General features: G+C 65.1%; 12 protein-coding genes. 6 read left to right on the top strand and 6 right to left on the bottom strand.

Going from position 1 to position 13,949, the window contains the following annotated elements:
• Positions 1-68: 68 nt before the first annotated feature.
• Entirely contained in the window at positions 69-1,535 is a 1,467-nt protein-coding gene (locus M2336_RS02295; protein ID WP_264573818.1) for a carotenoid oxygenase family protein, read from the top strand.
• 219 nt (positions 1,536-1,754) lie between these two features.
• On the opposite strand, the gene M2336_RS02290 is transcribed toward M2336_RS02295, so the two are convergent.
• The 4 genes from M2336_RS02290 to M2336_RS02275 all read right to left on the bottom strand — a co-directional run bounded on the left by M2336_RS02290 (position 1,755) and on the right by M2336_RS02275 (position 5,679).
• Complete coding sequence (locus M2336_RS02290) at positions 1,755-4,214, bottom strand: TonB-dependent receptor (protein ID WP_264573817.1); 2,460 nt, start codon at positions 4,212-4,214, stop codon at positions 1,755-1,757.
• A 107-nt stretch (positions 4,215-4,321) separates the two neighbouring features.
• Positions 4,322-4,498, bottom strand: coding sequence for a YezD family protein (locus M2336_RS02285; protein ID WP_264573816.1), 177 nt, complete (start codon positions 4,496-4,498; stop codon positions 4,322-4,324).
• A gap of 132 nt (positions 4,499-4,630) precedes the next feature.
• Entirely contained in the window at positions 4,631-5,122 is a 492-nt protein-coding gene (locus M2336_RS02280) for a nuclear transport factor 2 family protein (RefSeq protein ID WP_264573815.1), read from the bottom strand.
• Positions 5,119-5,679 carry a nuclear transport factor 2 family protein gene (locus M2336_RS02275; RefSeq protein WP_264573814.1) on the bottom strand — a complete coding sequence of 187 codons (561 nt, stop codon included), beginning with the start codon at positions 5,677-5,679 and terminating at the stop codon, positions 5,119-5,121. Before M2336_RS02275 ends, M2336_RS02280 begins: the two co-directional genes overlap by 4 nt.
• A gap of 169 nt (positions 5,680-5,848) precedes the next feature.
• Here M2336_RS02275 and M2336_RS02270 point away from each other — a divergent pair, with 169 nt between their 5' ends.
• Together M2336_RS02270 and M2336_RS02265 are read left to right on the top strand one after the other, a co-directional pair.
• Positions 5,849-6,856 (top strand): aldo/keto reductase, encoded by a 1,008-nt coding sequence (locus M2336_RS02270; RefSeq protein WP_264573813.1) that lies wholly within the window; start codon positions 5,849-5,851, stop codon positions 6,854-6,856.
• Between the two features lie 2 nt (positions 6,857-6,858).
• A complete protein-coding gene (locus M2336_RS02265; protein ID WP_264573812.1) occupies positions 6,859-7,782 on the top strand; it encodes a hypothetical protein in 924 nt (307 codons plus the stop codon).
• On the opposite strand, the gene ald is transcribed toward M2336_RS02265, so the two are convergent.
• Together ald and M2336_RS02255 are read right to left on the bottom strand one after the other, a co-directional pair.
• Entirely contained in the window at positions 7,779-8,897 is a 1,119-nt protein-coding gene (ald, locus tag M2336_RS02260) for an alanine dehydrogenase (RefSeq protein WP_264573811.1), read from the bottom strand. The two genes, M2336_RS02265 and ald, sit on opposite strands and share 4 nt — an antisense overlap.
• A 92-nt stretch (positions 8,898-8,989) precedes the next feature.
• The gene (locus M2336_RS02255) at positions 8,990-9,628 is read right to left on the bottom strand and encodes a TetR/AcrR family transcriptional regulator (RefSeq protein ID WP_181558424.1); all 639 of its coding nucleotides are present in this window, start codon (positions 9,626-9,628) and stop codon (positions 8,990-8,992) included.
• Between the two features lie 90 nt (positions 9,629-9,718).
• Here M2336_RS02255 and M2336_RS02250 point away from each other — a divergent pair, with 90 nt between their 5' ends.
• The 3 genes from M2336_RS02250 to M2336_RS02240 are packed head-to-tail and all read left to right on the top strand — an operon-like array spanning position 9,719 to position 13,895.
• Entirely contained in the window at positions 9,719-11,191 is a 1,473-nt protein-coding gene (locus tag M2336_RS02250; RefSeq protein ID WP_264573810.1) for an efflux transporter outer membrane subunit, read from the top strand.
• Positions 11,184-12,338 carry an HlyD family efflux transporter periplasmic adaptor subunit gene (locus M2336_RS02245; protein WP_264573809.1) on the top strand — a complete coding sequence of 385 codons (1,155 nt, stop codon included), beginning with the start codon at positions 11,184-11,186 and terminating at the stop codon, positions 12,336-12,338. Before M2336_RS02250 ends, M2336_RS02245 begins: the two co-directional genes overlap by 8 nt.
• A 27-nt stretch (positions 12,339-12,365) precedes the next feature.
• Positions 12,366-13,895: a DHA2 family efflux MFS transporter permease subunit gene (locus M2336_RS02240; RefSeq protein WP_264573808.1), complete on the top strand. Its 1,530-nt coding sequence runs from the start codon at positions 12,366-12,368 to the stop codon at positions 13,893-13,895.
• Positions 13,896-13,949: the final 54 nt, after the last annotated feature.

The raw sequence follows: 13,949 nt of genomic DNA, 5'->3' as shown, positions 1-13,949 counted from the left end.
CGATCAATTTCTGCGGATGCGCGGGCCGGTAGATCAGGCGCGAGAGAGAGAATCGAGGAGAGCGACGCATGGCCCATTTCCCCAACACGTTCGGTTTCACCGGTACACTTCGCCCGCTCCGTTTGCAGGGCGACATTCACGACGTCGAGATCGAGGGGGAAGTCCCCGCCGATCTGGATGGCGCCTTCCACCGCGTCCACCCGGACAATCAGTTCGCGCCCAAGTTCGAGGACGACCAGTTCTTCAATGGCGACGGCATGGTCAGCATGTTCCGGGTCAAGGACGGCAAGGTCGATTTCCGCCAGCGTTATGCGCAGACCGACAAGTGGAAGCTGGAGAACAAGGCCGGCAAGTCGCTGTTCGGCATGTACCGCAATCACCTGACCGACGATCCGAGCGTCGAGGGGCAGATTCGCGGCACCGCCAATACCAATGTGCTGGTCCATGCCGGCAAGCTCTACGCCATGAAGGAGGACAGCCCCTGCCTGCTCATGGACCCGAACACGCTGGAGACCCATGGCTACACCGATTTCGGCGGGCGGATCGACAGCAAGACCTTCTGCGCCCACCCGAAGATCGACCCGGCCACCGGCAATATGTGTGCCTTCTCCTACATGTCCAAAGGGCCGATGACCCATGACATGAGCTATATGGAAATCTCGCCAACCGGTGAGTTGCTGTTCGAGATTCCCTTCCAGAACAAATATCTGTGCATGATGCATGATTTCGGCGTGACGGAAGATTATGCGGTCTTCTCGGTCATGCCGCTGCTCACCAGCATGGAGCGGCTGGAAAAGCGCCTGCCCTATTTCGGGTTCGATACCACCCAGCCGGTCTGGCTTGCCGTGCTTCCGCGACAGGCGGGCGCCACGGCCGCGGACATGCGCTGGTTCAAGGCGCCATCCAACTGCTTCGTGGGGCATGTGATGAATGCCTTCAACGAGGGCACGCGGATTTACTTCGATCATCCGGTGGCGGCCAACAACAGCTTCCCCTTCTTCCCCGATATCCACGGCGCGCCGTTCGATCCGATTGCGGGCCTGGGCTATCTCAGCCGCTGGAGCGTCGACATGGCGTCCAACAGCGACGAGTTCGAAAGCATCGAGAAGCTGACCAATCTCGCCGACGAGTTCCCCCGGATCGATGACCGCTACGCCACGCAGGCCTATCGCCATGGCTGGATGCTCGTGATGGATCGGGAGAAGCCCTATGAAGGGCCGGGCGGTCCGTTTGTCGGCATGATCAACAGTCTGGCTCATATCGATCTGGCGACCGGGAGCACCAAGATCTGGTGGCCTGGGCCGCAATGCGGCATCCAGGAGCCCTGCTTCGTACCCAAATCAGCGGATGCGCCGGAAGGCGAGGGCTATGTCATCGCGCTGGTCGACAATCATGTGACCAATTATTCGGAGCTGTGCTTCTTCGATGCCCAGCATGTCGACGAAGGACCGATCGCGCGGGCCAAGCTGCCGGTGCGCATCCGGCAGGGGTTGCATGGGAACTGGTCGACTGGGGCGCAACTGGCGGGGATTTGAGGGCGAGGTTGCACTCCCTCTAAAAGCGTCCGTTCCAACACCCCGTTCGTGTCGAGCCCTTCGACTGCCCGCAGGGCGGGCGCTCAGGATAAACTTCAGCCGTTAGGCTGAAGTCGAGACACGCCCAGCGCTGCGCTCTGGTGTCTCGACTTCGCTCGACACGAACGGGGGACGGGCGCGCATTAGGGCGGGAGGTTTTAGTCCCCCGCCCGCATGTCTTCAGAACGAGACCTTCACCGTCGCCCCCCAGGTGCGCGGGTCGCCGGGCAGGCCGGCGATCAGGCCGGTATTGCCGGGGCCGACGAACAGCTGCTCGTAATAATTCTCGTTAAAGGCATTTCGCACCCATCCGAAGATGTCGAGGCCGGCATCCGTCCGGAAGCCCAGCCGGACGTTCGACAGGCTGTAGCCATCGATCCAGGTATAGGCCGAGGGCGAGGCGTTGGACGAGAAGTTGGAACGATAGCTGCCGTCGTAGCCGAGATACACCTCGCCGGTCTGGCCCAGCAGCGTTGCCGGCACATTGCCTTCCGCGCCGAAGGAGAGCGCCCATTTGGAGACGCCCGGCAGGCGCTGGCCGGAGATGTCGCAATTGGCCGGGCTCAAGCCCCCGGGCGTGCCCGGCGCGCTCGGCGCGCTCGGCGCATTGCTCCCGGCCGCCGTGCCGCCCGAAAGCTCCGGCGGGCAGGGCGCGTCGACGAAGCGCCGATAGGTCGCGTCCGTGTAGGCGCCATTCACATAGGCATTGAAGCGCTGGCTCGGGCGCACCGAGAAGTCGACCTCCACGCCCTGAGTGCGGACCTTGTCGGCATTGGCGAGGTAACCGCGCAGCACCCCGAACTGGCCGTTGTTCACCGTGGCCTGATAGTCCTTAATGTCGGTGCGGAAGGCTGAGAGGTTGAGCGTCGCGCGGCGATCCCAGAACTGCGCCTTGATGCCGGCCTCGAAATGCTGGACCTGCTCGGGCCGGATCTGCCCGGCGGCGAGGATCGGGTTGCCGGCGGCATCCGTTGGCAGGCCGTTCTGGTTGATGCCGACCGTCTTGAAGGTCTTGGCATAGGTCGCATAGGTCAGGATGTCCGGGGCGACGCGGTAGCTCACTGTGAGGTCGTAGCTGAAGTTCCAGTCGCTGGCCTCCGGCGCGCTGAGCTGCGGGGTGAAGACACCGAGCTGCGCCGCACGCACAGTGCCCGTGTCCGTCGCGAAGATTTCCACACCCTGCCCATCGAAGACGCGGCGTTGATAGAAGCCTTCCTTCTTGTCATAGTTGAGGCGAAGGCCCGGCTGGATAGTCAGCGCGTCGGTGGCCTTCCAGGCCAGCTGGCCGAACAGCGCCAGGCTGGTGCTCTTGAGATATTGCGTGTTGCGCGCGGTCAGCCCATTCAGCACCGCCGGGTTGCTGGCGAGCGCACTGGTCGGGTTCAGCGTCCAGCGGCTGGATGCCGCGCCATGCTGCTCGGTTCCCTGCGTGTCGATCCGCTGGTTGAAGGCAAAGGCGCCCAGAACGAAATCGAACTGCTTGCCGCTGTAATTATAGCGCAGCTCCTGCGTGTACTGATCCTGCTGGGAAGGGTTCTGGGAGAGCGTGACGATCGGCAGGCCGGTGAAATCGCGGTCGTTCTCCGGTTTCCAGTTCCAGCTGCGCCAGGCAGTCACGGAAGTCAGCGTGCCAGGGCCGACATCCCACTTCAGCCGCAGGGCGACGCCGCCGATGACGTTGCCGGCATTGAGGCTGGCATCGAGATCGGTCAGGCGGTCAAAGCCATTGAGGCTGGGTGGCGCATAGTTCTGCGCGGCAGCTAAGGCGGCGAACTGGCGATTGAGCGGGCGCTGGGTGGCGCCGGTGCGCACGAACACCGAGCCGCAGCAGGCTGCATCCTGCTCGCTATAGTCGCCCACAAGGGTGGCGCTGAACGTGTCGGTCGGCTTCCAGAGCAATTGCCCGCGCAGGCCGATATTGTCCTGGCTCTGAATCCACCGGTCGGTCGTGACATTGTAGATCGTGCCGCGCCGGCTGGTGCTGGAGACGGCGATACGCGCAGCCAGTGTATCTGAGAGCGGGCCGGAAATGGCGGCCTTGGCCTGCTTGAAGTTCAGGCTGCCCACGCTGACCTCCGCCTTGCCCTCAAAGTCGAAGGTCGGCTGGTTGGTGGTGATGTTGATGGCGCCAGCTGTGGTATTCTTGCCGTAAAGCGTGCCCTGCGGTCCGCGCAGCACTTCGATCTGCGCAACGTCGAGAAAGTCGAAGGTGGCCGAGGCGACACGTGAATAATAAACGTCGTCGACATAGATGCCGACCCCCTGCTCGAAGCCGTCGCTGGTGAGGCCGAACGGCACGCCGATGCCGCGGATGTTCACGGCCGTGTTGCGCGGGTTCGAGGAATAGAATTGCAGCGTTGGCGCAAGCTGCTGGAGACGGCCGACGTTGAAGGCCCCGGTGCTGTCGAGCTGGGCGCCGCCGACCACGGAGACGGCAATCGGAATTTCCTGCGAGGTTTCGGAGCGCCGGCGCGCCGTCACGACGATATCCTGCGGGGCGCTGCGGTCTTCATGCGCTGCGGCCGTGCTGCGGGAGCCGGTAGCGGGCGCTGGGCCCGCGGTTTCGTCCGCTTGCGCGGTGCCATGAAAGAGAAGAGCTGCGGCGAGCGCGCTCAGCGAAAGAAGCGGTCTGTTGACCATGGTGAAATCCCCTTGTTCGGAAAAAAAGGGATGCCTCCAGTGGTCCGGTCAGCATCATGCTATGGGTCTGTTATCGCGCGGGCGGCCAGGCGGCCCGACGGAAAGGGTTAGGCGGTCAGCCTGGTCTTCTCGGTCACCTCGATCTGGACGAGGCGGCCTTCGTGCACAGTCAAATGCACGGCGCCGAATTTGAGGCGGTCAAGATGCTGCCGAATCAGAGAAAGCGCGCTGCCATGGGGATCGTCCCCGCTCTGGGCGGCGGAATGGGTCGTGGGTGTGGACATCGGCCGTTCCTCCTGTTGTGCCGGGTCGGAGGCGCCAACTTAACTCAATCGATTATATTGACAATAGGATTGCGATGAACATTTGCTTTTCCGCGAGGAACAGCAGCTTCCTCCTGCGCCGCCCAATCTTCGCTAAGGTCGGCGTGCAGGCATGAGCCCCTTCACAGACCGGCGCGCGAAGACCCAGCGGCCGTCCTCCCGCACCAGATCGTCCTCATAGGCGGCCATGAGCATGGGCGTGGGCCGGTTCCGCTCATCCGGCACGACGTAGAGCGACATGGACGTCGCCCTCGCGCTGTCCGCGCCGGTGAAGGTCACGACCTCGTTGAAGAACAGGTGATAATTCGGCTCTGCAAAGCCCATGGCATTGCCGGCGAAGACCTTGCGCATCATCTCGCCGGCAGCCTGCCCCCGCGCTTCTGCGCCACCGCCGGCGGCATAGACGCCATCCTTACCGAACAGTCGCCCGAACCCCGCGAAGTCGCGCGCATCGAGCGTGCTGCCATAAGCGACGAGCAGCGCGTGGATGGCGGCGCGATCGGCGGTTTCGTCGCGCTGGGCGCTGGCCGGAAGAGCCGCGCCGGCGAGCAGCGCGATCGCGGCGATGGAGCGCAGCGCGATCATTGCGCGGCCTGACGCGCGCGGACGACCTTCATCCATTCCTCGGCTGTGGGCATCACCGGATAATCGACGCGGCGCCGGATCTTCCATTCGCCATTCTCGCGGATGAATTCGTCCTCATAGCGGCCCGCGAGCGCCGGCACCGGCTCGCCATTCGGGCCGCGCCAGATGAGCAGGTGGCGCGAGTGCGCGGTCGCCCGGTTGCCGTCGATGTCGATCTGGATATTGGACGTGAGGTGATAGTTCTCGTTGTTCACGAAGCCCGCGGGCGGCGTGCCGTAGAGGTTGATGAGCAACTGCCGGATTGCCCCGCGCCCCTTGTGGACGGCCTTGCCGTTCGCCCATTCGCCGTCGGTGGCAAACAGATTTGCATAGGCGGCATAGTCGCGGGCATCCTGCGTGGCGGCATAATCGACGATGATGCGCCGGATCGCCAGCTCATCCTCCACCCGCTGCAGCCGTTGCTCGACGGTGAGCGGCGCTTTTGGCGTCTCCGCCAGGCTCGCCCCGCTCAGTCCGGCCATGGCCAGCAGGCCTGCAGCTATAATTGCATCACGCATCGCACTCTCCCTCTGTTCTGTGCGCCCTTGCCGGGCATCATCGAGCGGAGGCTAATGGCCGAAGGTGGAAATTTGAATGGATGCGCTGTCCTCAAGGCTGACGGCGATTGCTTAGCATGGTAGCGATTGCCAATCGCACGATCGTGTCAGGAGGGAGAGGAGAGGGACTATGGACTATCGCTATCTGGGGCGCAGCGCCCTCAAGGTCTCGCCGCTTTGCCTCGGCACCATGATGTTCGGCGGCGCGACCGACGAGCCCACGGCGACGCGGATCATCCACAAGGCACGCGACCAGGGCATCAATTTTCTCGACACCGCCGATGGCTATAATGACGGCCAGTCTGAGGAAGTGGTGGGCCGGGCGATCCGCGACCATCGGCATCATTGGATCGTCGCCACCAAATTCGGCCATGCCTTCGGGAAGGGGCCGAATGAGGGCGGGCAATCGCGCAAATGGATCGTGCAGGATGTCGAGGCGAGCCTTAAGCGGCTGGGCACCGACTATATCGACCTCCTTTATTTCCATAAGGCCGATCCTCATGCGCCCTTCGAGGAAGGGCTGCGGGCGATCGACGATCTGATCGCGCAGGGGAAGCTGCGTTATTATGGCGTGTCGAACTTTCGCGGCTGGCGCATTGCCGAGATCTGCCGCGCGGCGGACGCCATTGGCATGGATCGGCCGATTGCCAGTCAGCCGCTCTATAATATGGTCGATCGCCTCGTTGAGGTGGAGCAGATGCCCGCCGCTGGCCATTATGGCCTGGGCGTGGTGCCCTACAGCCCGCTGGCCCGGGGGGTGCTGAGCGGCAAATATGCCGGTGACGGGCCGCCGCCGGCGGACTCTCGCGCCGCGCGGGGCGACATCCGTCTCAAGCAGACCGAGTGGCGCACCGAATCGCTGGCCATTGCCGAGGCGGTCAATGCCCATGCCGCTGCCAAGGGCGTGAGCACCGTCGCCTTCGCGCTGGCTTGGGTGCTGCGCAACCGGTTCGTCAGCGCCGCAATTGCCGGCCCGCGCACCGAGGCGCAGTGGGATGCCTATCTGGATGCACTGAGCGTGCCGATGGGCCCAGAGGACGAGGCCTTTGCCGACGGACTGGTGGCGCCCGGTTATGCCTCCACCCATGGCTATACCGATCCGGCCTATCCCATCGAAGGCCGGCAGGTGCGCAGCTGAGCATGGCCGCTGCGGCGGATATCTACGCGGCTCCGGCGGTATCGGTCGATGCGCTGCATGACCAGCTCTATCGCGGCGATATCGTCCGTTTCCGGGCGCTGCCGGCGATGCGCGCGCTGGCGGATCATGCTCGCGCCTTCGTGGAGCAGCACCTCGCGCCCCACGATCCGGAGCGCATTCACGAGGCGCTGGACAGGGTGGCGCTGGCCGAGACGCTGGACGCCGTGCAGCGCGCCTTCTCCAATGACGCGCAAGCCAAGCACTTATGGCGCGCGCTGTTCGAGGCGGTGGGATTGCAGGCCGACGACGTGGCTCGGGATCGGCTGCTGCTGCGCTTCCAGCCGCCCGTGCCGCCGGATAACCAGCCGCACAGCGCGCGCAGCACAGCGACGGTCGGCTTTCATCGCGATAGTTGGGGCACCAATCTGGCGGCGCAGGTCAACTGGTGGGCGCCGGTCTGGCCGATCACAAGCGGGCGCACCTTCGCGTTTCTGCCCGAATTGTTCGACCGGCCGATCCCCAATGACAGCGTCGATTTCGATCTCTCCGAGGCGATGGCCCGGCGGCGCACCGGCAGCGCCTCAGCCGATCGCGGGCGCATGGCGCCGCGCCCGCTCGTCCCCATCGATGCCGCCCAGGGCACGCCGGTGCTGATCGCGCCGGGCGAGATCATCGCCTTTTCGGCACAGCACGCTCATGTCGGGGTGGAGAACCGGACCGGGCTGACGCGCATCTCGCTGGAGACGCGCACTGTTCGGATCAGCGATCATCTGGCAGGGCGCGGCGCGCCGAATATCGATAGTCGCGCGCGCTGGACTGCCTATGCGCTGTTCCGGCGGCTCAGCGATGGCAGACCGCTGGCCGATGTGCTGGGGGTCAGCCCGTTGATGCCCTTTGGCGAGGGGCCGGCGGTTCCCGGGATTTAGGACCCGAGCACGGCTTTCACCGGTTCCACCTCATAACCCAGCGCCTCCGCGACGGCGGGGCAGGTGACCTTGCCGGCATGGACATTGAGGCCATTGGCCAGATGCGGGTCGCGGGCAAGCGCGGCGCGCCAGCCGAGATCGGCGATGCTGAGCGCATGGGGCAGGGTGACGTTGTTCAGCGCGTAGGTGCTCGTCCGCGCGACGGCACCGGGCATGTTGGCGACGCAATAATGCACGATGCCGTCCACGATGAAGGTCGGCTCGGCATGGGTGGTGGGCCGGCTGGTCTCGAAACAGCCGCCCTGATCGATCGCGACATCGACGAGCACCGCGCCGCTCTTCATGGATGAGAGCATGTCGCGTGAGACCAGCTTCGGCGCGGTGGCACCGGGCACCAGCACCGCGCCGATCACCAGATCCGCATCCACAAGGCTTTCCGCAAGCGCCGCCCGGCCGGAGAAGCGGGTCTTCGCGCGCCCCTCGAAGTGGGTGCCGAGACGCTCCAGAACATCCGGATTGCGGTCGAGGATCGTCACGTCGGCGCCCAATCCTGTGGCCATTTGCGCGGCATTGAAGCCGACCACGCCGCCTCCGAGAATGACCACCTTGGCCGGCAGGACGCCCGGCACGCCGCCGAGCAGAACGCCGCGCCCGCCATGCGCCTTCTCAAGCGCGGTCGCGCCGGCCTGTATGCTCATCCGCCCGGCCACCTGGCTCATCGGTTTGAGCAAGGGCAGCGTGCCCTGTGGGCCGGTCACCGTTTCATAGGCGATGGCCGTCACACCGGAGCGAACGAGATCGGCCGTCTGGGCGGCATCGGGGGCGAGATGGAGATAGGTGTAGAGAATCTGCCCGGGCCGAAGCATTGCGCGCTCCTCCGCCTGCGGCTCCTTGACCTTGACGATCATCTCGCACTGCTCGAACACCGTCCGCGCATCGGGCTGGATGATCGCTCCGGCGGCGCGATAGTCCTCATCGCTGCTGCCGATGCCTAGACCCGCGGCCTGTTCGACCCAGACCTCATGGCCATGCGCCACCAGTTCGCGCACGCTCTCCGGGGTGAGACCGACACGATATTCGTGGTTCTTGATTTCCCTAACTGTCCCGATGCGCATCGAATTTCTCCTGTCTTCTGCACATAGGAGAGGATGTGTTGGAGACAATGAGGCGGCGGGCCGCGCGGGGGCGACGATGCGCCGCCTGGATCTCAGGTGCCCCGCGCGTAGGCCCGCATGAAGATGTGCGTGAAGCGCAGCGCATAGACGTCAATCTCGGCGTCGTTCAGTCGCTCGAATCCCCAGATCGCCCGCATGTGCTGGCCGATGCACAGGCCCATCAGGGCTTCGACCATGACTGCGGGGTCTTCCTCGATCAGCGCGCCGCTGGCGACTTGCCGGGCAAAGAAAGCCTGCAATGCGCCTTGGACGGGCCGGGCGGCCCGCTCATGGAAAATCTTGCCGACCTCGGGAAAGCGCCCACTCTCCGCAACGACCAGCCGCCAGGTGGCCTGCCCATCGGGTGACGTGATCTTGCGCAGGAAGGCGCGACAGAAGGCGATGAGCGTGCACTCAAGATCGGCTTTCGTTGCCAGCACATCCTGAATCTCGGCGCGAAACTGCAGGCTGACTTCCTCAACGACGGCGGCGAACAGGTCTTCCTTGGATCGGAAATAGCCCCACAACGTCGCTTTGGAGCCGCCAAGCGTCTTGAGCAGGCCGGACATCGACGTGCCGGCATAACCATGCTCCAGAAATGAGGTGCGCGCAGCATCGACAATGGCCTGCCGGCGGTCCTGCTTGCGGCTTTCCCGGCGCGTGACGGCGAGTGTTTCAGTATCCTGCTCCATAACCGTACTATACAGTACAGTTTTCTGTTGACAACCCCGTCATTGAGGATCAGAGCGCTGACTGTACCCAACAGTACGGTTTTTCGACTCATGGCCACGACTTTCCTGTCCCGACGCGCTGGTGCCCTGCTCGCGATGCTGGCTCTCCCCGGCTGCGCGGCCGTCCCCCATATGGGGCCGGCACCGGCCATCGCGCCGGCCGACCATTACGCGGCGAGCCAGAGCCTGACTCCGACCGCCCCAGGCGCGCCTTGGGTCAAGGCGGATTGGTGGACCAGCTATGGCGACCCGCAGCTCGACGGGCTGATTCAGGAGGCGCTGGCCGGATCGCCGGATCTCGCGGTCGCGTTAGCGCGCGTCCGCCGGGCCGAGGCGATCGCCCAGCAGTCCGGCGCGGCCCGCTTGCCCTCGCTCGATGTGTCGGCCGGCGGCTCCGCTGCCAAGCAAAGCTATAATAACGGCATTCCGCCGGCCTTCGTGCCGCAGGGCTGGAACAGCTCGGGCAATGTCCACGCCGCGCTCGGCTTCGATCTTGACCTCTGGGGTCGCAATCGCGCGGCCTATGCCGCTGCCCGCTCGGATGCCGAGGCGGCGCAGCTCGATTATCAGCAGGCGGCACTGATGCTCTCCACCAATGTCGCGGATGCCTATGCCGATCTGGCGCGGCTGTTCGCGCAGCGGGCGGTTCTGCAGACGGCGCTGGAGGTGCGCGAGAAGACGCAGGGCCTGGTGAGCGATCGCGTGACCTCCGGCCTCGATACCCAGGCAGAGCTCAAGCAGGCCAGCGCTGCCGTTCCGGCCGCCCGCAGCGATCTCGCCGCGACGGATGAGCAGATCGGGCTGGCTCGCAATCGGCTGGCGGCCCTGCTCGGCGCCGGCCCCGATCGCGGTCTGGCGATCATGCCGCCGGCGGTGACCATCGCGGCGCGGGGCATTCCCGAGAATGTCACCACCGATCTGGTCGGTCGCCGGCCCGACATTGCCGCCGCGCGGGTGCGGGTAGAGGCCGAGGCGAGCCGCATCAAGGTTGCCCGCGCCGATTTCTATCCCGCTATCAACCTGTCCGCGATCTTCGGCTTTCAGTCGCTTGGGCTATCCAACCTGTTCAAGAGCGGCTCCGACTATGGCAGCGTTGGTCCGGCGATCACCCTGCCGATCTTTCGCGGCGGCGCGCTGCAAGGGCAGTATAAAGGCGCCCGCGCCGGCTATGACGAGGCCGTGGCGAGCTACGACCGGACAGTGACCGACGCCTATCGCGCCGTCGCAGATGCCGTCGTCAGCCAGCGCGCGCTTGCCGTTCAGCTTGAGCAATCGCGCAAGTCGCTCGCGGATTTCGAAGCGGCTTATGCGATTGCCACGCAGCGTTACGAGGGTGGGCTCTCCACCTTTCTCGATGTGCTGACCGCGCAGGACCGTGCGCTGCAGGCCAAGCGCACCGTGGCCGATCTTCAGGCGCGGGCCTTCACGCTCGACGTCGCACTCGTCCGTGCGCTCGGCGGCGGATTTACCGATACGGGCACGGCTGCCCAAACGACGCCCACCAAGGATGCTACCCATGGCTGAAGCTGACCCTCACTTCCCCGCCGCTACTGCAACGCAAACGTCGGACGCTGCGCCCTCCCGCAGTCGGCGCAAGACGGCTTTGCTGGCGATTGCCGGCGCGGTTCTGCTCGCGGGCATCGGTTATGGCGGATGGTATGCCGCCATCGGCAGCCACTATGTCGAGACCGACAATGCCTATGTCGGCGCAGATACCGCGCAGATTACCCCCATGGTCGGCGGACAGGTGGCGGCCGTGCTCAAGACGGACACGGACAGCGTGAAGGCGGGCGACATCCTTGTCCGGCTCGATGATCGCGATGCGCAGATTGCCCTCGCGACCGCGCAGGCCGAATTGGCCAAGGCGCGCCGCCAGTTCGGGCAGGCGAGCGCGACAAGTAACGCGCTGTCCGATCAGGTTCTCGCCCGGGGCGCGGACATCCGCAGCACGCAGGCCCAACTCGTCGCGGCGCAGGCCTCGTTCGAGAAGGCGCAGGTCGATTATAGCCGGCGCAAGGCGCTCTCCGCCAATGGCGCAGTCTCCGGTGATGAGCTGACGGCGGCGACCAACGCGCTGGCCAGCGCGCGTGCCGCGCTGGAGCAGGCCAAGGCCGCCATGGCGCAGGCCAACGCCTCGCGCGGGGTTGCCGCGGGCAATCTCGCCGCCAATGATGCGTTGATCCAGGGCAGCACCGTGGAGACCAATCCGGATGTGCTCGCCGCAAAGGCAAAAGTGCGTCAGGCCGAGCTCGATCTTGAGCGAACCGTCATCCGCGCACCCATCGATGGCGTCATCGCCAACCGGACCGTGCAGGTGGGCCAGCGCATCGCGCCGGGCGCGACGGTGATGCGCGTGGTCCCGGTCGGTCAGGTGTATGTCGATGCCAATTTCAAGGAAAGCCAGCTCACCAAGGTGAAGCCGGGCCAGCCGGTGACGCTGGTCTCCGACCTGTACGGCAGCAACGTCGAATATCATGGCCGCGTCGTCGGCTTTTCGGGTGGCACCGGATCGGCCTTCGCGCTGATCCCCGCCCAGAATGCGACCGGCAACTGGATCAAGGTGGTGCAGCGCCTGCCGGTGCGCGTCGCGCTCGACGCCAAGGAGCTGGCCGCGCATCCGCTGCGGGTTGGGCTCTCGATGACCGCCGAGGTCGATACATCGGCGCGTTGAGCGCGACCGGATAGGAAGGGCACAGACATGGCCAGCAAGGCGGACGATTTCACGCCGCTCTCGGGCGCTGCGCTGGTGATTGCCGGCGCGGTGCTCGCGCTCAGCAATTTCATGATCGTGCTGGACACGACGATCGCCAATGTCTCGGTGGCGCACATTGCCGGCTCGCTCGGCATCTCGGCCTCGCAGGGCACATGGATCATCACATCCTATGCGGTCGCGGAAGCGATCTGCGTGCCGCTGACCGGCTGGCTTGCGGGGCGCTTCGGCACCGTGCGCACCTTTACCTTCGGCATGATTGGCTTTGGCATCTTCTCGGTGCTCTGCGGCCTTTCGAGCAGCCTCGGGATGCTGGTCGCCTTCCGCATCGGCCAGGGGCTGTGCGGTGGGCCGCTAATGCCGCTCAGCCAGACCTTGCTGATGCGCATCTTCCCCAAGCATCTGCGCGGGCAGGCAATGGGCCTGTGGGCGATGACCACCGTTATCGCGCCGATCCTCGGCCCTATCCTGGGCGGAACCATCAGCGATAGCTGGTCCTGGCACTGGATTTTCTTCATCAATATTCCGGTTGCCGCGCTCTGCGCTTATGGCGCGACCCGCTTCCTGCGCCACGCGGAGACCAGAACCGAGAAGATGCGTGTCGACACGATCGGGCTGGCGCTGCTGATCCTGTGGATCGGCGCGCTGCAGATCATCCTCGACATCGGCCGCGAGCATGACTGGTTTGGGGACAGCAAGATCGTGATCCTGGCGATCATCGCGTTGATCGGCTTCGCGCTGTTCCTCGCCTGGGAGCTGACCGAGGCGCAACCGATCGTCAATCTGCGGGTGTTCCGGCATCGCGGCTTTTCAGCGGCGGTGCTCAGCCTGTCGCTTGCCTTCGGGACGATGTTCTCGGCGGTGGTGCTCATCCCCCAGTGGCTGCAGACCGACCTTGGCTATACCGCCACCGATGCGGGCTATGTGACCGCCTTTATGGGCGTGGCTGCCGTCATCATGTCGCCGATTGTCGGCAAGCTCACCAACAAGGTCGATCCGCGCATTTTGGTGACATTCGGCATCCTGTGGCTCGGGCTCACGTCGCTGCTGCGGGCGCACTGGACGTCGGGCGCCGACTTCTGGACGCTGGCCTTCCCGCAGCTGATGCAGGGCATTGGTATGCCCTTCTTCTTCATTCCGCTCACCACCATCGCGCTTTCGGCGGTGGACCCGGACGAGACCGCGTCGGCGGCGGGCGTGATGAGCTTCCTGCGCACGATGGCGGGTGCCATCGGCACTTCCGTCGCGACGACCATGTGGGCCAATAGTGCCGTGACAGCACGCAGCGAGATGGTCGGCGCCATGAACAGCGAGGCGACGCGCGAGGCGCTGCAAGGCGCCGGCTTTTCGCTGGATCAGGTACGCGGGGTGATCGAGCAGACCGTCCAGCAGGAAAGCCTGACGGTTGCGATCAACCACATGTTCCTGCTGTCCGCAGCCGCCTTCGTGTTCGCTGCCGCAGCAGTATGGTTCGCCCCCCGGCCGAAAAGGGCCGTCGATCCGGGCGCGGCACACTGATGGACACCCTCAGCCGACTCGATATCGAGCGGACCGAGGGTGCCTCATTCCAAG

This window comes from Sphingobium sp. B1D7B, assembly GCF_025961965.1.
Lineage (GTDB): Bacteria > Pseudomonadota > Alphaproteobacteria > Sphingomonadales > Sphingomonadaceae > Sphingobium.
The sequence above is the reverse complement of the archived record's forward strand: the minus strand, read 5'-3'. Positions and strand labels throughout refer to the sequence as shown.

What these genes read in the sequence shown, in the direction of transcription:
- M2336_RS02295 (WP_264573818.1), top strand. Translation starts at nt 69, where the DNA reads ATGGCCCATTTCCCCAACACGTTCGGTTTCACCGGTACACTTCGCCCG.
- M2336_RS02290 (WP_264573817.1), bottom strand. Translation starts at nt 4,214, where the DNA reads ATGGTCAACAGACCGCTTCTTTCGCTGAGCGCGCTCGCCGCAGCTCTT.
- M2336_RS02285 (WP_264573816.1), bottom strand. Translation starts at nt 4,498, where the DNA reads ATGTCCACACCCACGACCCATTCCGCCGCCCAGAGCGGGGACGATCCC.
- M2336_RS02280 (WP_264573815.1), bottom strand. Translation starts at nt 5,122, where the DNA reads ATGATCGCGCTGCGCTCCATCGCCGCGATCGCGCTGCTCGCCGGCGCG.
- M2336_RS02275 (WP_264573814.1), bottom strand. Translation starts at nt 5,679, where the DNA reads ATGCGTGATGCAATTATAGCTGCAGGCCTGCTGGCCATGGCCGGACTG.
- M2336_RS02270 (WP_264573813.1), top strand. Translation starts at nt 5,849, where the DNA reads ATGGACTATCGCTATCTGGGGCGCAGCGCCCTCAAGGTCTCGCCGCTT.
- M2336_RS02265 (WP_264573812.1), top strand. Translation starts at nt 6,859, where the DNA reads ATGGCCGCTGCGGCGGATATCTACGCGGCTCCGGCGGTATCGGTCGAT.
- ald (WP_264573811.1), bottom strand. Translation starts at nt 8,897, where the DNA reads ATGCGCATCGGGACAGTTAGGGAAATCAAGAACCACGAATATCGTGTC.
- M2336_RS02255 (WP_181558424.1), bottom strand. Translation starts at nt 9,628, where the DNA reads ATGGAGCAGGATACTGAAACACTCGCCGTCACGCGCCGGGAAAGCCGC.
- M2336_RS02250 (WP_264573810.1), top strand. Translation starts at nt 9,719, where the DNA reads ATGGCCACGACTTTCCTGTCCCGACGCGCTGGTGCCCTGCTCGCGATG.
- M2336_RS02245 (WP_264573809.1), top strand. Translation starts at nt 11,184, where the DNA reads ATGGCTGAAGCTGACCCTCACTTCCCCGCCGCTACTGCAACGCAAACG.
- M2336_RS02240 (WP_264573808.1), top strand. Translation starts at nt 12,366, where the DNA reads ATGGCCAGCAAGGCGGACGATTTCACGCCGCTCTCGGGCGCTGCGCTG.